The following is an 18261-nucleotide window of genomic DNA, read 5'->3' on the forward strand; positions in this document are numbered from 1 at the left end:
CGCCGTGAGCGCTTCGGCCGCAGCGAATTCGAACTCCAGCGTCAAACGCGGCGCGGCACCGAGAGGCTGATGGCAGACGAAAGGCACTCACACGTAGCGCACTTCGACTCCCAGCTTGTCCAATCGGCTACGAATCCCATACGGCATACCAGTGTCGGTGATGATCAGATCGACACGTGACAACGAGAATGCCTTGGACGAGGCGCCGATATCCCATTTGCTTGAATCTGCCACAAGGATCACACGCCTGGCCATACGAACCAGATTACGCTTCGTACGTGCAATGTCTTCTGAGACATCGACAACGTCGAATGAGTGATCTATCGCATGCGCGCTGACGAATGCCTGGTGAGCCACAAGACCGCCCACGGCCTTGTCAAAATCCGACACGATCGTGCTGACCGTCTCGGGATAGACCCGACCGCCTATCATATGCACGTCCAGTCCGGGACGATACATCAGATGCTGCGCGATGTTCATCGCGGTTGTCGCTACTACGACATTGCTGACCGGGGGCATCTGCATTGCGACCTGCAGCAACGTCGAGCCGCTGTCGAACACCACGGACTGGTTGTCTATGATCTGGCGCGCCGCCATCTGCGCGATACGCCGTTTGGCATCGAAGTTGCGGTACATCCGTTCTTCGAAGGCCGCGGCGGGCGAATCAGCGGGCAAGGCAATTGCGCCGCCATGCGTTTTGATCAACTGCTTTTTTGCGTCCAGAATTTCCAGGTCGGACCTAATGGTCACCTCGGACACGCCGAAGTTTTCCGCCAGTTGGCTGGTGCGCGCCTGGCCGGTCCGTTGAAGCTCGAGCATGATCTGATGTCGTCGTTGTTCCGCCAGCATGTGTGACCCCGAATTGCTGTTTGAATAGCTGCACGCTAACCTTTCGAAAATCGAACCCCAAACCGGCAAGCGTTTGCGAATCCTTGGGATAGCGCGTCATCGTAGCGAACGCTAGCGGTCGCAATCGCAATCTTATATCAAAACGAAAGAAATCGAAATATTGAGTATTGTTTTGCTTTCGAGTTAGGGTCCCTCAATGTCAGATCAAAAATCGCGAAGGGACTGCACCGATATGGGCCTTGGAACTAAAATTCGCTTGTCGCGGCTGTTCTCGCATCGATCTGGAAACCTGTTCGGTGGTGCGGTCGACCATTTCGTAGGCTATGGCAACGTCCGTGAGGGCGGCCTTGCGGATCTCCCCGGCGCGCTCAAGCGAGTGATGGCCGGAGAGCCAGATTACATCAGCATTCAGCCTGGTGCGGCGCGTCATCTGTGGCCGGCTTACGCCGGCAAGGCGGCGCTGGTCATTCAGGCGGGGTGCTTTACGCCCGACGATCGGATCAGTCAGTTGATCGCGACACCCGAAGATGCCGTGCGCTACGGTGCCGATGCGCTGGCCGTCGCCATTCCGGTGCGGGGCGATACCGAGGGCCACTACATTCGCTGGCTTACCGATACGGTCAACGCTGCTGCTCGTTTCGAAATGCCGGTCGTTGCGCATGTTTATCCGCGCGACTATTCAAACGGCTGCAAGATCGTCTTCACGCCCGACGAGATCGCCTATGCAGTTAGGATTGGCTTTGAGACCGGCGTCGACGTGATCAAGGTCGGATACACTGGGGACTTCGACTCATTCAAGGAAACGGTCGCCACTTGCCCGGTTCCCATCGTTATCGCCGGCGGCCCGAAGACCGAGGATCTTCTGGGCGCTCTGACCCAGACCTCTGAAGCCCTGCGCGCCGGCGCGAAGGGTGCGGTCGTGGGGCGCAATTTGTGGGGGCATGGTGACATCACGATGGCAGCGCGTGCGTTCAAGGGCGTCATTCACGACGGGATGGCGCCGCAAGACGCTTTGGCGGCTGCGGCACGTGAGCCGTGACCGGCGATCTTCAGGTCTTGGGCTTCGGAGCCTTGGCGATTGACGACATCATCTATGTCGACAGCCCGCTGGGTGCCGGCAAAGGGAGGGTGACAAATCGCACGAGGGACCACGGCGGCAATGTGGCGACGGCACTCGTTGCTGTCGCCAAGTTGGGCGGGCGTGCCGGTTTCATCGGCTGGCTGAGCGATCAGCCACATTCAGATGTCAGCGCCCGCGAACTTGAACGACACGGTGTCGACATATCGTTCGCGCCACGTCGTTCCGATGCCAGGCCGATCCGGTCGGTGATCACTGTCGCGCCTAATGGTGACCGGTTCATCGCCTATGATGATGATGTGCCGCACGGGACCTCGGATGCGCTGGCCGACAGCGTCCTTGCGCAAGCCCAGGTACTGTTGATCGACGGCTACGCCACGCAGGCGGAGATGGTCGTTGCTCGTGCCCGCACGCTGGGTCTGGCGGTGATCGCCGATATTGAGTGGACAATCGGACCTGCAACCGACCGATTGATCCGCCTATCAAATCACCTGGTATTCCCTCTGGAATTTGCGCAGACCTATACAGGCGAAAAAGAGGCGACGGCGATCCTGCGCAAGCTGTGGTCGGATGACCGCTCCGCGGTCGTGTTGACCGATGGCGATCGAGGCGCCTACCTCCGGCAAAAGGACGATGCCGTTTTGTGGCACGTTCCGGCCTACAAGGTCAGGGCAGTGGACACGACCGGCGCGGGGGATTGTTTCCATGGGGCCTATGCCTTTGCCCTTACACAGGGAAAGCAGCCTGTCGCCTGCGTTGTTTATGCAAACGCCGCGGCCGCGATCTCGGTAACGGGCCGCGGTGGCCGTATGGCTCTGCCAGACCACAATGCCTGTCTCGCGTGGATGGCGAAAGAAAATGCGCCTGTGCCCATACCGATTACGTCGCCAGACTGAGAATTCATCGCTCGGATATTGCCGCTTCTGGGGGAACGTCCGGGGAGCGCGCCTTGGCTGCGCCGATGACACTGCCGGTTCGATCTGCAGTCGCGCTGGGTGGAGGCTATTCGACGTTTAGCTAGCGCAGATAATAGGGAGGATGTGACGTGGCCGTTGTTGTGTTGGACAAGATTTGCAAGACCTACGGGACGAAATTCCAAGCAATCAGGGATCTTAGCCTGACGATAAACGATGGCGAGTTCCTCATTCTCGTTGGCCCTTCGGGATGCGGAAAATCGACTGCCTTGCGCATGATCGCGGGGCTGGAAGAGATCAGCAGCGGAACCCTGAGCATTGGCGGCGAGAATGTTGAGGATCTGGCGCCGAAGGACCGCGATATTGCGATGGTCTTTCAGAATTATGCCCTTTATCCGCATATGACAGTGTTCGACAACATAGCCTTCTCGATGAAGCTTGCGGGGAAGAGCAAGGCCGAGCGCACGAAGCGCGTCCATGAAATTGCAAAGACCCTGCAATTGGAAACGCTGCTCGACAGTAAGCCGGCGGCGCTGTCAGGCGGACAACGCCAGCGGGTCGCCATGGGGCGCGCGATGGTGCGCGAACCGGCGGCCTTTCTCATGGATGAACCCTTGTCAAACCTCGATGCCAAGCTGCGCGTGCAAATGCGCGCGGAAATTGTCAGCCTGCAAAGACAGTTGGGGGTGACCACGATTTATGTAACACACGATCAGACCGAAGCCTTGACCATGGGCGACCGGGTTGCGGTCTTAAAAGGCGGTGTGCTTCAGCAGGTCGACACGCCAAAGACACTGTACAATCGGCCAATCAATGCCTTCGTGGCGGGTTTCATCGGGTCGCCATCGATGAACCTGTTCGAAGGCCGTTTGCACAATGGCAGGATCGACCTGCCGACCTTTTCGATCCCGGTGCCGACGAGTGCGTTTGAGCGCTCGCCTGGTCTGACCGCCTTCGAAGGCAAGACACTCATCTTCGGCATACGCCCCGAGGATCTCTACGACAGCAGTCTGGAATCGGGATCGCGCCATGCCACTCTGCCGGCCATCGTAAAGTCGACGGAGGAATTGGGATCCGAGCTTGTCGTTCACCTGAGTGTCGATGCGGTTCGAATCGATTCCGGCGACCCAGATGCCGTTGAAGATCTAAGCGGTGCGGCAAACGCCGTAGCGAGGTTTGAAGCCGTCAGCGCGGTCGGGCCGGGCGAGTTGATTAATCTTGCGATCAACGCGGCCAAGTTGCACTTCTTCGATCCCCAGACGCATCTCGCAATTTAGCGTGATCCGCGAGGGTTGATCCGGAAAGAATCGGACGCGCAAATTTCGTTAGACGCTGGCTCCACTCTGGTGTGCGAACCCTCGCTCGACCATCAAATCGGTTGGTTGAGGGTTATTTTAAGGCCGTGACTTCTAAGCTGCCAGATCGTAGCCGGCCAGGAGCCAAGCATTCGTGGGCGACTAAGATCGTTGGCTTTGCATCAAGGGAAATTTCGGGCCGTCCTCCTTGGCAAACGGTGCAACCCTGCTCGACATCGTTCAGCGGTGCGACACGCCGATTTTTTCACCGGGAGCTCGAGATCGTCTTGTGCCCATTGGTCACCCAACAAAGCGACCAAGCGATCAAGAGTCGCCTGAACGCCGTCTAAATTGCGACGTCTTCGCAAGTGCGTGACCTCGCCGAAAGCCCGCTTTTCCGCCCGATCGATGCGCCTTTCATTTGTTTTCTTTTGAGCTAACAGGCTTTCGTTTGTTTACGAAATTAGCGGAAAAATGCGACGCGAGCAATGTGTACAATGGAAAAAGCACCTCCTCGGAACTCAGACAAATCGCGTTATTATTCAACTGCTTACATTTATTTCTGGCTTCGCATTATCCCAGCCATTCTTCCCGATCCCAGTTCTTGATTGACACAAAGACCCGGAAGGGAACCTAGTTTGATCGCGATCGGGAGGATCGAGCCAAAACATCGCTCCGAGGAGGGAAACATGAACGTCAGTAAATATATTGTAGCGGCTTCGTCCGCTGTGGCCGTCTGGGTACTATCTGCCACCTGCGCCTTCGCTGAGACCAATCTCGAATTCATCCAATGGTGGGAGCCCGAAATGCCCGCTGGCGCTCTGCGTGGCATCATGGATGAGTTCGAAGCTAAAAACCCTGGCATCAAGGTGACGCTTGTCAGCGGCCCCTACTCCGCCACCCATGATCAGATCGTGGTCGGCGCCGCGTCGGGTACGCTTAGCGATGTCGTCGGCCTGGACGGCGCATGGGTCAACGGGCTTGCAAAGCAGGGCGCAATCGCGTCGATGGACAGCCTAATGGCCGACGCCAAATATGACCCGAGCCAGATCGCTGACATCATCAAGGTCAACGGCCAAAGCGTCATGTTCCCGCTAGCCTCGTTCGTATACCCGGTCTTCGTCAATCTCGATCTGGCCAAGGCTGCCGGTGTCGACAAGATGCCGACTACCCGCACAGAATTCGCCGCTGCCGCGAAGAAGATGACCAATACGGACAAGAACGAATACGGGTGGGTGCTGCCGCTATCGCTGCAAAATCCCGGCGGCATCCAGAACGACGTGATGTCTTGGGTGTGGGCTTCCGGGGCGTCGATGCTCAAGGACGGTAAGCCCGATGTGGAAAATAGTGCCGTGGTCGGTACGCTCGAATACATCAAGTCCCTGCAGGACGCCGGCGTCATATCGCCAGGCATCTTTGCCAAGAAGGAACAGGACAAGGTCGAAGAGTTCGTCAACGGCCGCGTTGGAATGATGATCGACTCGCTGGCACATATCAATCTTATCCGCCAGCGCAACCCCGATCTCAAGTTCGGCATCTCTGCCCTGCCTGCGGTTGATGGCTATTCGGGTAAGCGCGGACTGCCCTATGCCTCGTGGGGCATCGGCATCAGCAACAGCACCGAGCACAAGGCTGAGGCCTGGAAGCTTGTTGAATATCTGATGAGCCCGGAAGTGAACGGCCGCCTGGTATCGCTCGCAAACGCCTTTCCAGGCAATGTGCACGCGAAGCCTGACTTCTCGAAATCGGACCCGCTATTTGAGGAAGCCTTCAAGATCTACCAAAGCGGCCACCTGGCCAACGAATTCGTGGGCCTGCCCGTCGCCGAGGACCTGATGCGAGACATGAACGTCGAAGTGCAAAAGATGTTCGACGGCCAGCAAACCGCAAAGGACGCGGCTGCCAATACGCAAAAGCAGTGGTTGGTTGACTTCGCCAAGTAGGCGCAGCTCCAGACAATTCCGGCAGCGCGATATGGTTCTATCGCGCTGCCGCTGCATCGTAACCAGACGATACGTTCCTACGATCAAACGGGTTACACCTCATGAGCCTCGCCAACGAAGGTCTGATCGTCACGCCAACGAAAGTGCGCAAGCGTGGCATGATCTCTTACAAGACAAGAAAGAGGCTGATCCCGCTGTTTTACGTGGCACCAGCCACGTTTTTGTTTTGCCTGCTCATGCTGTTTCCCATGATCACGGTCCTGCGCTATTCGCTGATGGACGGCGCGATCATGAAAAAGGACGCTGCTTTCGTAGGGTTGCGGAACTACGTGACGATCTTCGCAGATCCGGTTTTCTGGCAGTCGGTCGGGCAGACCCTCTATTTCACGGTGATGAGCGTCATTTTCCATCTTCTAATCGGCTTGGCCTTCGCGCTCTTGCTGAACACCCAACGCGTCCATCCGGTGATTAGAAGCATTCTGCGTGTTCTCTACATCTTGCCCTGGCTCTTTACGGCAGTGATCATCGCGATCATATGGCGGTTGCTTTTGGATCCCAACGGCGTGGTCAACAGCATCCTGATGGCGCTCCATATCGTCAACTTCAAGGTCGAGTGGTTCTCCTCGACGAAAACCGCGCTGCATGCGTTGACGTTTGCGAACATCTGGGCGGGATACCCGCTTTACATGGTCAGCTTGCTCGCCGGTCTGCAGGGCATCCCCAAGGACCTTTACGAGGCCGCAGGCATCGATGGGGCCAATGAGTTCCAAAAGTTCCGGTACATCACGATTCCGCAGCTGATGCCGATCATCATCAGCATCGCCTTGCTGGATTTCATCTGGACGATGCAGGTCTTCCCGCTGGTCTGGATGACAACGGGCGGTGGCCCGATCCATGCGACCGAGGTGCTAAGCACATATACCTATAAGCTTGCGTTTTCGAGTTACGAATTTTCACAAGCCTCGGCGAGCGCGATCTTCATCCTGATCATCTCGATGGGCGCGACTTACTTCTACATCAAACACCAGAAGGCCAGGTGACCGGCAATGGCAAAGCGCTCTTCTTTCAAAAACACCGTATTGCCCACCGTACTGACATATCTGGGGCTCGCGGCCGGTCTGGTCTTTGCAGGTTTTCCCATCCTGTGGATGTTTTTCACTTCGTTGAAATCAAACACCGAGATCTTTGCCCTACCGCCGCGGCTGCTGCCCGACCATTTCACCAACGTAGCCTACCTTTCGATCTTCAATGATCCGGTCAAGGTGCGCTTCTTTCTCAACAGCTATCTCGTCGCGGGAGTGGTAACGCTTCTGACGCTGCTGGTCGCCGTTCTTACGGCCTATGGCTTCAGCCGCTATTCATTCCGTTTTAAGAATACGCTCAACGTCTTTATCATCAGCACACAGACCGTCCCGCCAATCACACTTCTCATTCCCTATTTCGGCATGGTCGTCGCCTTCGGTATTTTCAACACCTACTTCGCGCTGATTCTAACCTACATGGTATTCACCCTGCCTTACGCAATTCTGCTGATGACGGGCTACCTCAATACCCTGCCAAGGGAACTCGATGAGGCGGTGTTGGTCGATGGGGGGTCAAGTTGGACAGCGCTGTGGCGTGTGGTTATCCCTCTTTCAGTGCCTGGCATCGTAGCGACTGCGGTCTATACGTTTCTATTGGCGTGGAATGAGTTCCTCTTTGCGCTCACTTTGACGAAGTCGACAGACATGCGGACCGTTCCAATCGGTATCGAGTTGCTAATGGGCCAACATGCGTTCGAATGGAACGAGATGATGGCGATGAGCGTGCTGGGATCGCTCCCGCTTCTGATCCTGTATCTGATTGCACAGCGTTATTTCCTCGCGGGCTTGGCCGCCGGGTCGGTGAAGATCTGAGCGGCTGGACTCCCAGTTCGCCGCTCTCGTCATCCCGTTGAGGGATTGGCCGGAATGGTGTTGCTGAACACAAACACCCCCAATGCCCGGCTACCCGGTTCGAACGTGATCGTCCATTCCTGCCAGCAGGGAAGCAATCAACGCTGGGATCATACTGGCGGCCAACTTAGGAGTCGTGCTTCCGGCCTATGCTTGACCGCGCATGACGGCGCACAGTTCACTATGGAAAGCTGCACTCCCGGCACGCGCAATCAGATTTGGCACCTGCCTCTCCTGCCTGCCGCACCTAGATGATTGTGGCACGGGACAAACAGAATTCGATTCCTCGCAGCAGCCTCTAACAGACGCGACAGCGCAGTGCGAAAGACCACCGCGGAAAACTTAGGAAAGAAGCTGTACGGATTGTCCCTGCGCCGAAAGCAGTTTGGCGGCCTTCCGGTCAAACGAGACGAAAGTCTCCCCGCCAAGCCAGCCGCCGTCAAAAGCGATCACGCCGTCCGCGAAATCGCCGCCGGCATCGAGGACTGACAGCCCTGCCTCAACTGCCGGCCGGTTGACGACAACATTCGCGGTGTTCAGCAACGCCCGGATCCCCGCGGCAATATTTTCGCGCTCTGTCTGGTATTGCCTGGCCAGAACCCAGGCGAACTCGCACAAGGCCTGCAAGCTCACGGCCACGATGTCCGCTTTGGCCAGCAGGTCGACGGCAACGGCCGCCTGCCCCTCATCATCGGCGACATAGGCGCGCAGCAGCACATTCGTGTCGGCCGTAACCCTCATTCCTTGCCGGACCCGGCCGCGGCGCCCGCTTCCGCTATCGCCTCGTTGATCTCCTCGATGCTGAGCACCTGGCCGTTCGTCTTGCCTCTGAGGAAGCCGTGGAGGTCCCGGAATGACCCTTTCGCCCGTGCCGCCTTCAATTCCGCCCGACCGTCGGGCAGCAGATCAAGCTCGATCTTCTCGCCCGGCTTGATGCCCAGATGTTGCAGCACGTCCTTGCGGAACGTCACCTGTCCCCTTGTCGTCACTGTCAACGTTGTCATATTAAACATTTCCTGTTCATCGCAATAAGATAATGCAAATCTGCATTATTATCAATGCAGATCGTCGGGGCCAAGCTCGGCGTCCATGCGGCGACAGAATCGCATTCCTGCCGTTTAGAAAGCCGCCAGGCACTGTGGATTCGCTCTCGCCCCCTAGTTCGGCAGATTCGTTGATTTCCCAACGTCGAGTGGATCACGAACGGTCGCTTCGAGTATCTCGAGATAGCTTTTTCGACGTTGCGGCCGGTCTGGACCGCTGCCCTCCATCTGCTCTGCGATCTTCTTCAGATTTTCCGCCGCCGGCCAGAAACGACCATCACCTTGGCGAATTCGCTCATAGCGGACAAACAGGGCAGGTCAGCCACGATTGGCGGATCCAAGGGGCTCGCGCACTTCCGTGCTAATGGACATCTTGCAACCGATGCCGACCGGTTGCCCAAGAAAGCGCTTCTTCGAGCCGGTCGTCTCCCCAAAAAATTTCGCCATTTACCACGAACGCAGGCGAACCGAAAATTCCGTATTCGCGCGCCGCATCGGTTTCCATCTTGAGCCGCTCGTGGGCGGCGGGTGCGTTGGCCTGAGCGATCACCGCATCCACGTCTTTGCCGAGTGGCCGAAGCACGTGTTCAAGGTGGGCTCTGTCGCCGAGGGCCACGCCCTCCAAATACCAAGCCTTGAAGCTCTCGATTGAATAGTCCTCACACCAGCCGCCTTCCGCGGCGACCATCGCAACCCTGTTGGCCAGAAGGTCGGGGTCGGTTGGCCAGATGGGCGCAGTTACGAAGGGTAGCGCGTGAGTTCGCGCCCTGCGCTGCACGTCACGCCACATGTATTTGACCTTGGCGGTCTGCGAGCGAAGCGCAATGTTGTTTTCCGCCATGACGGTGCGGACATTGAATGGACGCCATCTGACGGTAATGCCAGCGTCCCTCGCCAAAGAGCCGATACGCATGACGGAGAGGTATGCATAACCACTCCCAAGGAAATAGAAAAATTCGAGTTGCCTCATCCGCTGTCTCCTCGACACTGTCTAGAGCCCGGGCGTTCACGCGATCGTCGACGCCACCACTACGCTGCCAGCTGCCCTTACCAAGACTTCACGCGTCGCCTCCCAGTTTCCTGGTGGTCATGGCGCATCGAAGGCATCCTGCCCAAACATCAGGGTAATTGCTGAGTTCCTGTATTGCGCAAGCGAGATCCCTGTCTTCGTTCTGTGAAAAGGCTTGCCGAATTGCTTCCCAACCACGCAACGTTACAGTGGAAGAGACGATCCACCTGGCATCTTCCGCCTAGGCTGAAGCACAAGCTGCTGCCTTGAGCCGGTTCACGAGCTGCAAGGTATTCTCTCGTGATTGGGCAAAGTCTAAGCTAAAGCCAACTATAGCCTCCTGTCTCCCGACGCACACTATCGCCCAACGTTGGAGCGTAGGCAATATTGTATTAGCGTCAACTTGAATACCGCCATCGTCGCTCCCGGCTCACCCTGGCGCGGCGAATAGGCATTGGTGACGTGACGATCACCGCGGCACAGAGCGCGGGCCTTTCCGCGTCTCAGCCGCAGCTCGCGCGTGACTCCCGGCGACGAAATTCGAACTCCGGACCCCTAGAGTCGAAGTTACTAGTGTCGAAATAGTTGTTTTAGATGAATTACTTAATCAAAATGTCGTTTTCGAAAGCCCTGGAAATCCAAGATCATCGGATCGCCTAGAGTAGAGGCTTCGTCTCGCGCACTTCCTGTTCTGTCCGCGATCGATCCAGCCGTTGGCGATTGAGCAGCATGGAATCGCCGAATTCATGCGTGCGATATCGGTGCTCGGCGAAGGCCGCGGAGGCCTTGGCGAGCAGAGCATCGTCGGCAAAGGCGCGCAGCAGCTCGAAATGGCTTTCGCCGGGCTGGTGGACGCCTGTTAGAATCGCATCGACCACGCGAAGTGGGGTGCCCCGCGCGATGCGCCCTGTCGCAATGCCATTTGCGGCACGCACATTGCCGCCGGGATTGGCGGCTGCCTCAAGTGCGCGCACTACGCTCGTGCCGATCGCAATGATGCGGCTGCCGCGCAGCTTCGCCCGCGCGACCTGCGCCGCGGTGTGCCCAGGGATGCGGTATGGCTCGTCGAAGGGAAGGCGCGAGTCGAGCGCGGGATCGCCGGTGGAAGAGACGCCCGCAGCATGCGTGAGTGTTGCAAAGCCAACGTCGTGCCGACGCCAGGCTTGGAGCGTGCGCCAGTCGAGCGCGAAGCCTGCCGACGGCGCCTCGAACGCGACCGGCCCGGCGGCAATCTTCGTCCAAACATCCCACAGTGCCAACGGCTCGGGAACATGCGCGTATTGGATCGGCCGGCCGTGCTGCGCCAGTCCTGCAAGCACCGCTGCGCGGTTGCCTGGGAAGTGCAACTCGAGAAGGCGTGGATGGTCGAGAAGGCGCTCGACGACGGCGTCAAGCGAGCCGAGCCGGAGGCGATCGCCTGGTGACAGCGGAGGTGGAGGCAGCCGGTCTTCCGTGCGCGTCCGGTGATCGCCCGCGCCGAAGGCAATCGCTACGAAGCGCGTTGGATCGGGAAGTGACAGCCAGCCCGCCAAGCGGATCTCGATCGCCTCACCGCTTGGGACATGCGTGCCGAGCAAGCTGGCAGGCAAGGTCGCGGCGTCATTGGCGACGACCAGATCGCCGGGGTTGAACAGCGTCGCGAGTCCAGCTCGCGGCAGGTCGCGCATCGTGCCGTCCGCCTCGACGACGAACAGCCTGGCGGCGCGCCGATCCGGACGGTCGGCGGCAATCATCCGCGTGTCTCGGCGAGAAGTGTTGCGCCGGCCGGCAGCGTATCGAGCATCTTTTCGATGATCTCGGCAGCAGCCAGGTCGGGACGCTTCAATGTCGACGGATCGGCGTCAGGAAGCGCCAGCGCGTGCAGCGGGGTGTCCATATCGCCGGGGTCGAGCGCGAGGTGCCGGATGCCGTCGGCCTTCGCCTCCTCGTCCCAAATCGCCGTCAGGTGAGCAAGAGCGGCCTTGCTCGCACCATACGCGCCCCAGCAGGGATAAGCGTTCACCGCCGCGTCGCTGGAAATGTTGATCACCAGCGCGCCACGGTCCTCGCGCGCGGACGCGGCAAGTGCACCGAACAGTGCTTTCGTCAGCCGGAACGCGCCGACGAGGTTGACCGCGAGCGCTTTTTCCAGCTCCTCGCACTCGGTATCGGCAAGGAGCGCCAGTGGAACGGGCCCGAGGCTCGACGCATTGTTGATCAGAACGTCGAGCCCGCCTAGGCTCGCGGTGACCTGCAACGCGATCGGGTAGATGTCGTCTTTTTTGCCGACGTCGCCGACGATGCCATGTGCGCCCGTCTCGTCAGCGATGCGTTCGACGTTCGCGGCAGTGCGGGCAACGAAGGCGACGAACGCACCCTCTCTGGCAAGCTGCCGGACAAGGGCCAGTCCTAGGCCGGACGTGCCGCCGGTGACTGCTACACGAAGTCCCTGAAGATCAATGTTGGTCAGCATTGACGATACTCCTTCAATCCGTACAACTTATTGGTACAAGCTGAAGTTAACTTGAGGTCAAGCATTCATTCCGTGGATCGATGCCGACCAGACTCACGTATCGAGGCGCACCTTCGCCTTGTCGGCCAGCGGGCTGATCGCATGCGAGCGGGCCGGAACGGGCGCAAGCGCAGCCGCGATCATGCCGAGCCGGATCGCCTTATCGTCTTGACGCCGCGTATTGGCTGTCGATCGAGGCGATCGGCTCCGAGTTCACCGTGATTATCAGGCCGGTGAAGGAAGCGTGTCGCCGTGCAAGCGCCATCGGGTTGCGGCGGCGGAAACAATTCTCAGCCTCGCCGAACGCCACCAGTACACTACCAATCTGCAGGCGCGGGGCTTGGGAGGCTCGCGATCGGGCCTGGTCGGACTGATGCCGCCCATCCACGACAATCGCTACTTCTCCGCCATGGCGCAGACTTTTGAGGGACATGTGCGCAGCCGGGGCCAATGCTCGGTCGTGGTCAGTGCCAGCCGCGACCAGGAGAGGAACGGCGGACGCGGAGACGTTTTCTCGATGACGGCGGCTTCTCCGGCTGACCAAGGCCCACCGGCTTCACTCAACCAAAGAAATATGATCATGATCTGGACCGAGACGATCGGCTTCCTCGGAAGCTTCTTCGCCGTTCTCACCTACTCAATGAAGCCTCAATGAAGCCATGCTGTGGCTGCGCATAACGGCGGTGCTGAGCTGTTTGTGCTTTGCCGCCTATGGCGCCCCTCATCGGCAGCCTACCCTGAGCCTGATGGAACTGGTGCTGCTGCCGATTAATGCCTGGCGCCTGTTCGAACTTCTCCATCAAACTCAGCCGGGCCGGATTCAGGGGGCCCGAAAATGCCAACACCGCATCTCTGGCTGCTGCTCCGGTGGGCGCTTTCCCTCTGGGTGCTCGGCCGGATCTGGCTTGTGATCGCCGCTAGCGACCGCTTTCAGGAAGTAGCAGAGCTCGTCTCAACCGCCGAGACGAGGCGCAAATTCGCCTAGCGCCTCAACGCCGCATAGTTCCGCCATTGATGGGCGACAGTGGACCGGCGGTTTTCGGGATGACCATCTTCCATGCCGAACGGCTGTGATGCGACGCATTGCGGAAATCGAGCCCCGTAACTGAGCGGTGGCTTTTCAGAACATGATGACCTCTCCGCGAAGTCGAGAGGCCATCGTGATCAGATCTCGGTTCCCTCGGCGATGTGAGCGCGTCCCCGACCTCGACATCCGGATGGCGAACCGTATTCTCGATCTCGGTGTGCCCAAGCAGGATCTGAACCGCCCGGAGGTTGCCTGTTGCCTTATAAGAAGCGGATCGAAACCGGAAGTTCGACGCGAATTCAACGGAGAGCTCGCCGGCTGTTCACGCTGCTCTACGCGCTCAGTCCTAAGACAAGCCGCCAGAGAACTGGCCTTCCAGAAGCGACGCAGGTCAAGGGAACGTCGCCTCGCCGGGCATCTTTGCAACTGCGACGATCACTCTGGCACGCCGGAGATGCCCAGCGCCTCGACATAACGCTCGGCGAACACCTCGTCCAGCCACGGGTTGATCTGTCTCTGCAGGGTGAGCGTGTAGGTCGGGAACGCCTTCATAAGACGCCGCGCCGCCGCCTGCGCCTCGTCCAGCCGGTTGAGTTTGACCAGCGCCATGATCACCACCCGGTGCGAGGAGCCGTAGTTCGGCATCTCGTGCAGCGCGCGTTCTCCCCATGCCAGCGCTTCCTCGTAGCGCTCGAGCATCAGGTAGCTCATCCCGATGCCGGAGAGCGCGATGCCCTTCTCGGGGTCGATCGGGCTCAGCCGCATTGCCCTGTGAAAGTGCTCGATGGCGACGAGCGGGCGGCTGGAATGTGCGTTCACCCAGCCGCTGCCCGTATGGCCCTGCGCCGAATTGGGGTTGAGCAGCAGGGATCGCTCGATCGTGCGCAACGCCATCTCGTAGTCCTTCGCGCTGTAGGCGATCACCTGCGCGGCGAAGCGTAGGCTCGTGGGATCGTCGCGCGCTTCCGCCAGTACCTCTCGCGCCATGCGCGCGGCGACTCGGATATCGTCGGGCTCGTGCCAGCACTGGCTCACGGATAGGCTGCGGATATAGGCGCCGAGTGCCTTCGCCAAGTTGAAGCCAGGGTCGATGCTGAGCGCCTCGTTGGTGAGCCGGCGCACGTCGGCAAAGCCTTCGCGCGTCATGCTGTAGAAGCGCGGCAGCGCGCGAAGGTAGAGGTCGTAGGCGCTGATGTACTCGGTCGGTTTCATGCGCGCCTGCTTGATCTCCTGCAGCCGGATGCTCGGTTCGACCGCACCGACGACGCTCTCGGTCACCTTGTCCTGCAGGTCGAAGATGTCGCTCACATCGCCCTCGAAGCGGTCAGTCCAGACATGGTGCCCACTGATCGCGTCCACCAGCTGCCCGCTGATACGCACCCGCGATCCTGCTCTGCGGATGCTGCCTTCTAGCACGTAGCGGACGCCCAGCTCGCGCCCGACCTGGCGCAGGTCTACCGCCCGGCCCTTGTAGGTGAAGGACGAGTTGCGGGCGATCACGAAGAAGGAGTTCACCCGACTCAATCCCGTGATGATGTCCTCCACCAGCCCGTCGGCGAAGTATTCCTGGTCGGGGTCGCCGCTCATGTTGGTGAAAGGCAGGACCGCGATCGAGGGTTTCTCGGGCAAGGGAGGCGATGCAGCCACCGAGGCGCTGGCGTCGGACTCGACGCGGTAGGCGCGCACGGGCCGCTCGATGTTCTTGAGGCGCAGGTTGCCGAGCGGCCTGAAGCCGCAATCGAGCTTGCCCTGAAGGTGGTCGTACGCGGTGCCGGAGACGACCACGGTGCCGGCATCGGCGATGCTTTCGAGTCGGGCGGCGATGTTGACCCCGTCACCGTAGAGGTCGCCGTCCTCCTCGCAGACCACGTCGCCGAGATTGACACCGATGCGCAAGCGAATCCGCTCTTCCTCGGGCATCTCCGCCTCATGTTCTGCCAGGGCCTGCTGAATCGCCATTGCCGAGGTCACCGCGTTAACGACGCTCGCGAACTCGCACAGCATGCCGTCGCCGGTGAGCTTGACGATCCGACCCTGGTGCACAGAGACCAGCGGTTCGAGGAGGTCCTTGCGGTACATCTTCAGCCGCTCGAGCGTGCCGCGCTCGTCGCGCTCCGTCAGGCGCGAATAGCCGACCACGTCGCAAGCCAGGATCGCTGCGAGGTGGCGCTGCGTGGTCATTGCATCGCTCAGCCAAGCGCCTGCACGCGGGCCGCCCCGTGTCCGTGTCCTGCCAACTTCCAGACGCCCCATGTGCATGGTATCCATCTCTCCGGTCGCCGCCCGCCGCCGATATAGAGCGCAGAACGCAGCTCGACCTTGCCTTCACGAGGTTTCGCTATCCCTCTTGCGAGGCGTGGAGCGTTCCAGTCGCCGCGCCCACGCAGCCTCTGGAGACGCTGACACGTCACTCCCAGAAGGCCGGAGATATTTCTTGCCCTGTGTAACCGGTTGACGCCACCGTGGCGGTGCTTTTGTCACGGCGATGTAACAGCGAGATGGCCTGCGAGCGCGCGCATCGGGCATTACACCAGACGTTTGCGCTTAGAGGTGCTGAGGTCGGCAGGTGGTGCGGGCGCGACCTTCAGCATGGTCAGCTGCGATGTCTGGCTTTTGGGCGAAAGCAAATCCGCCTCTGCGGCCGATATTAAAGCGCAAAACTGCCATTCACTTCGTGATAGATGTAGGCCGGCTTCAATTCAGAACCGACCTCGGCCAAAGGCTACCTTTGAGCCAAGATGGCCTTAGTTGCATGTGATTGGGCAAACACGCCGACTTCCTCAGTCGGCTATTGTCAAGCCGCTCGGGCTTCATGTCTTCGCCGCTCACCATTTTGTCACGGCGGAGAAATCGAGTTTGCCTGAGCCGAGGATAGTCACTTTCGCAACGACGCCCACCTCGGCCGGTACCCTCAGGTCCATGGCGCCATGGGCCTTGGCGAAGACCAGGAATTCGGTACGCGTGGCGTTGACGGCCTCGGTGACGAGGATCAAACCAGTCGAATTCGGCATTCCGGCACGCATACGTATTGGTGGTCAGGCTCGCTGGCGGACGCCCTGTTCCGCCTCTGGTTGACGCGAGCTAGCCTTTCGAGCCGGCTGGGGCGATTGCGCCTGGAACAATATCCGTGTTCTGAGCCACCTTGATTCGCCATCCCGACTGCCCTTCTTGGACAATCAGAAGCAATATGCCTTTCCTAACCCCGGCCGGGGAGCCGTCCGGAGCAAATGCTCCCGTTAGCGTCCAAGTGTAATGAACAGAAGCAAGCCCCGGAGCCAATTCCACAACCGACGAGATATCGCCTTCTAATCGGCTATCCCGAAACATGGTGTCATGGGTGGCTCGGTGCGCCGCTTCGATCTCGGATCGGTTCTTCCACCAAACACCTACGACGTTAACGAAATTAGCATCGGAAGCGAACAGAGACGCAAACTCATCCATGTCATGCCGGTTCCAAGCGTTCGCAAAAGCGGTAGCGACATGCTCGGGCTTATCAGACGTCACGCTCATGACCCACGTCTCCTGCGTACCTCCGCTAAGCATATAGGAGCCGGGACCGGATGCGACACGGCAAAGGTCAAATTTCAAATTGACGCACTAGCGGCAGCGGAAGAATTGCGACATCCAATGTGGGATCCTGTTACGATCCCCTATGGCCATCCGAATAGTATCCTGGCTCTTCTTTCCGCCTTCGCCTACGGATTCGCAAAACTCGTTGAACGTTATGGCGGCGTTGGCGATCAGCCTTCTCCATGTGAAGAAGGCTCAACCTTTGATTGCCCAGACCGCAATGCGCCGCCACCTTAAACCTGAGCCTAAGCATTCGAGCGCGCTTGGAATAGGAAGTCGCGTTCGCGCCAATCAAGCGGAAGACCAAAGTCTGCACGGCAGAAGAGCGAATTGATGGCTATCATCGTGACATGATAGCGTTGCCGCACCTTGCCCGAGGACGGTGTCTTCGCGCCATTCCATGCACATGCCATGCGTCGCAGTTGCGCCACAAATGCTCAGGGCGCCAGTCCGGCCTTCCCCCAAGTGACAATCCTGGCGTCAGGCGCCGCAGGCTGATGGATGTTGTCTGGTCGGTCATCTTTGATGAAACCGTACCGGATGCAGACGCCGAAGGGGGGCGGAAGCCGACTAAGAGCCCGCCAATTTCGTCTAAGTTCATGTCCGCCGTTTGCAAGTAAAAATGCGAAAAGACACTACGATGCAAGGACTTAGCTTGCGTTCTTGAGCCTTCGACCTTTCTCTAGCACGCGGCAGTAGTCCGGAGCAGTGGGTCTGAGTGCCCCTATTCTGCTCCTAGTTTTTGACGTTCGGAGACGACTAGATGGCCAAAATCAAGCTAAACCAAATCTGCGGTTGACGCCGCCGCCCCGCAGGACCGCGATTACGCATCCGGCAGGGTGAAGACGGTGCAGGGCGCGGCGATGCCGCGCAGCACGTGTTCGCCCAGCGGCACCAGCGGTGTGGTGATCTCGGCGGCGAGCGCGCCCGAGATCAGCACCGAGCGGCCGAGCGGCCGGCATAGCCCCTCCAGCCGGCTGACCAGGTTGACCGCGGGGCCGATGGCGGTGAAATCCAGCCGGTCGACCGCGCCGATATTGCCCCACAGCATCTCGCCGAGATGCAGCGCCGCGCCGAACGGCAGCCGGGGCAGGCCCTGCGCCTGCCG

The 18261-nt window shown here is 59.4% G+C and carries 17 protein-coding genes and 1 pseudogene; 8 read left to right on the forward strand and 10 right to left on the reverse strand.

From position 1 onward, the window contains the following. Nucleotides 1–87: 87 nt before the first annotated feature. Nucleotides 88–849, reverse strand: coding sequence for a DeoR/GlpR family DNA-binding transcription regulator (locus tag X760_RS67650; RefSeq protein ID WP_023721854.1), 762 nt, complete (start codon nt 847–849; stop codon nt 88–90). A gap of 232 nt (nt 850–1081) precedes the next feature. Here X760_RS67650 and X760_RS67655 point away from each other — a divergent pair, with 232 nt between their 5' ends. The 6 genes from X760_RS67655 to X760_RS67680 all read left to right on the forward strand — a co-directional run bounded on the left by X760_RS67655 (nt 1082) and on the right by X760_RS67680 (nt 7974). Then, nucleotides 1082–1888: a class I fructose-bisphosphate aldolase gene (locus tag X760_RS67655; protein WP_031194878.1), complete on the forward strand. Its 807-nt coding sequence runs from the start codon at nt 1082–1084 to the stop codon at nt 1886–1888. Beyond that, nucleotides 1885–2823, forward strand: coding sequence for a PfkB family carbohydrate kinase (locus X760_RS67660; protein ID WP_023721856.1), 939 nt, complete (start codon nt 1885–1887; stop codon nt 2821–2823). The genes X760_RS67655 and X760_RS67660 overlap by 4 nt, the downstream gene beginning before the upstream one ends. 149 nt (nt 2824–2972) lie before the next feature. Then, nucleotides 2973–4118, forward strand: coding sequence for a sn-glycerol-3-phosphate ABC transporter ATP-binding protein UgpC (ugpC, locus tag X760_RS67665; RefSeq protein ID WP_023721857.1), 1146 nt, complete (start codon nt 2973–2975; stop codon nt 4116–4118). Nucleotides 4119–4825: 707 nt separating this feature from the next. Next, a complete protein-coding gene (locus tag X760_RS67670) occupies nt 4826–6079 on the forward strand; it encodes a sugar ABC transporter substrate-binding protein (protein WP_031194880.1) in 1254 nt (417 codons plus the stop codon). A 101-nt stretch (nt 6080–6180) separates the two neighbouring features. Next, a complete protein-coding gene (locus tag X760_RS67675) occupies nt 6181–7119 on the forward strand; it encodes a sugar ABC transporter permease (protein WP_023721859.1) in 939 nt (312 codons plus the stop codon). A 6-nt stretch (nt 7120–7125) separates the two neighbouring features. Then, on the forward strand, nt 7126–7974 hold the full coding sequence (locus tag X760_RS67680; RefSeq protein WP_023721860.1) for a carbohydrate ABC transporter permease: 849 nt from the start codon (nt 7126–7128) through the stop codon (nt 7972–7974). Between the two features lie 381 nt (nt 7975–8355). Here the strand turns inward: X760_RS67680 and X760_RS67685 are convergent, their stop codons facing one another. The 5 genes from X760_RS67685 to X760_RS67700 form a co-directional block, all read right to left on the reverse strand. Next, nucleotides 8356–8754, reverse strand: coding sequence for a type II toxin-antitoxin system VapC family toxin (locus X760_RS67685; protein ID WP_023721861.1), 399 nt, complete (start codon nt 8752–8754; stop codon nt 8356–8358). After that, on the reverse strand, nt 8751–9017 hold the full coding sequence (locus X760_RS67690; RefSeq protein WP_031194881.1) for an AbrB/MazE/SpoVT family DNA-binding domain-containing protein: 267 nt from the start codon (nt 9015–9017) through the stop codon (nt 8751–8753). The genes X760_RS67685 and X760_RS67690 overlap by 4 nt, the downstream gene beginning before the upstream one ends. Before the next feature lie 400 nt (nt 9018–9417). Continuing rightward, nucleotides 9418–10026: a DsbA family protein gene (locus X760_RS0139515; protein WP_031194882.1), complete on the reverse strand. Its 609-nt coding sequence runs from the start codon at nt 10024–10026 to the stop codon at nt 9418–9420. Between the two features lie 695 nt (nt 10027–10721). Next, nucleotides 10722–11798, reverse strand: coding sequence for an S-adenosylmethionine:tRNA ribosyltransferase-isomerase (locus X760_RS67695; RefSeq protein ID WP_023721864.1), 1077 nt, complete (start codon nt 11796–11798; stop codon nt 10722–10724). Next, complete coding sequence (locus X760_RS67700; RefSeq protein WP_023721865.1) at nt 11795–12517, reverse strand: SDR family oxidoreductase; 723 nt, start codon at nt 12515–12517, stop codon at nt 11795–11797. Before X760_RS67700 ends, X760_RS67695 begins: the two co-directional genes overlap by 4 nt. Before the next feature lie 295 nt (nt 12518–12812). Between X760_RS67700 and X760_RS75430 the strand changes: the two are divergent. Together X760_RS75430 and X760_RS76685 are read left to right on the forward strand one after the other, a co-directional pair. Then, nucleotides 12813–13046: pseudogene (locus tag X760_RS75430) on the forward strand (LacI family transcriptional regulator); the annotation flags it as partial. Between the two features lie 345 nt (nt 13047–13391). Beyond that, nucleotides 13392–13541, forward strand: coding sequence for a hypothetical protein (locus X760_RS76685; RefSeq protein WP_023721868.1), 150 nt, complete (start codon nt 13392–13394; stop codon nt 13539–13541). A gap of 477 nt (nt 13542–14018) precedes the next feature. On the opposite strand, the gene X760_RS67710 is transcribed toward X760_RS76685, so the two are convergent. The 4 genes from X760_RS67710 to X760_RS0139520 all read right to left on the reverse strand — a co-directional run. Continuing rightward, on the reverse strand, nt 14019–15764 hold the full coding sequence (locus X760_RS67710) for an adenylate/guanylate cyclase domain-containing protein (protein ID WP_023721869.1): 1746 nt from the start codon (nt 15762–15764) through the stop codon (nt 14019–14021). A gap of 644 nt (nt 15765–16408) precedes the next feature. After that, the gene (locus tag X760_RS67715) at nt 16409–16594 is read right to left on the reverse strand and encodes a hypothetical protein (RefSeq protein WP_156948243.1); all 186 of its coding nucleotides are present in this window, start codon (nt 16592–16594) and stop codon (nt 16409–16411) included. A gap of 70 nt (nt 16595–16664) precedes the next feature. Then, nucleotides 16665–17093: an SgcJ/EcaC family oxidoreductase gene (locus X760_RS67720; RefSeq protein ID WP_031194889.1), complete on the reverse strand. Its 429-nt coding sequence runs from the start codon at nt 17091–17093 to the stop codon at nt 16665–16667. 883 nt (nt 17094–17976) lie between these two features. Then, nucleotides 17977–18261: adenylate/guanylate cyclase domain-containing protein (locus X760_RS0139520; RefSeq protein ID WP_031194892.1), on the reverse strand; the 285-nt coding region annotated here is incomplete at its 5' end.

This window comes from Mesorhizobium sp. LSHC420B00 (assembly GCF_000503055.1).
Classification (GTDB): domain Bacteria; phylum Pseudomonadota; class Alphaproteobacteria; order Rhizobiales; family Rhizobiaceae; genus Mesorhizobium.

Coding starts and splice junctions, on each gene's coding strand:
- X760_RS67685 (WP_023721861.1), bottom strand. CDS start 8,754: ATGAGGGTTACGGCCGACACGAATGTGCTGCTGCGCGCCTATGTCGCC.
- X760_RS0139515 (WP_031194882.1), bottom strand. CDS start 10,026: ATGAGGCAACTCGAATTTTTCTATTTCCTTGGGAGTGGTTATGCATAC.
- X760_RS67680 (WP_023721860.1), top strand. CDS start 7,126: ATGGCAAAGCGCTCTTCTTTCAAAAACACCGTATTGCCCACCGTACTG.
- X760_RS67690 (WP_031194881.1), bottom strand. CDS start 9,017: ATGACAACGTTGACAGTGACGACAAGGGGACAGGTGACGTTCCGCAAG.
- X760_RS67720 (WP_031194889.1), bottom strand. CDS start 17,093: ATGAGCGTGACGTCTGATAAGCCCGAGCATGTCGCTACCGCTTTTGCG.
- X760_RS67695 (WP_023721864.1), bottom strand. CDS start 11,798: ATGATTGCCGCCGACCGTCCGGATCGGCGCGCCGCCAGGCTGTTCGTC.
- X760_RS67710 (WP_023721869.1), bottom strand. CDS start 15,764: ATGACCACGCAGCGCCACCTCGCAGCGATCCTGGCTTGCGACGTGGTC.
- X760_RS67670 (WP_031194880.1), top strand. CDS start 4,826: ATGAACGTCAGTAAATATATTGTAGCGGCTTCGTCCGCTGTGGCCGTC.
- X760_RS76685 (WP_023721868.1), top strand. CDS start 13,392: ATGCCAACACCGCATCTCTGGCTGCTGCTCCGGTGGGCGCTTTCCCTC.
- X760_RS67655 (WP_031194878.1), top strand. CDS start 1,082: ATGGGCCTTGGAACTAAAATTCGCTTGTCGCGGCTGTTCTCGCATCGA.
- X760_RS67715 (WP_156948243.1), bottom strand. CDS start 16,594: ATGCCGAATTCGACTGGTTTGATCCTCGTCACCGAGGCCGTCAACGCC.
- X760_RS67650 (WP_023721854.1), bottom strand. CDS start 849: ATGCTGGCGGAACAACGACGACATCAGATCATGCTCGAGCTTCAACGG.
- X760_RS67700 (WP_023721865.1), bottom strand. CDS start 12,517: ATGCTGACCAACATTGATCTTCAGGGACTTCGTGTAGCAGTCACCGGC.
- X760_RS67675 (WP_023721859.1), top strand. CDS start 6,181: ATGAGCCTCGCCAACGAAGGTCTGATCGTCACGCCAACGAAAGTGCGC.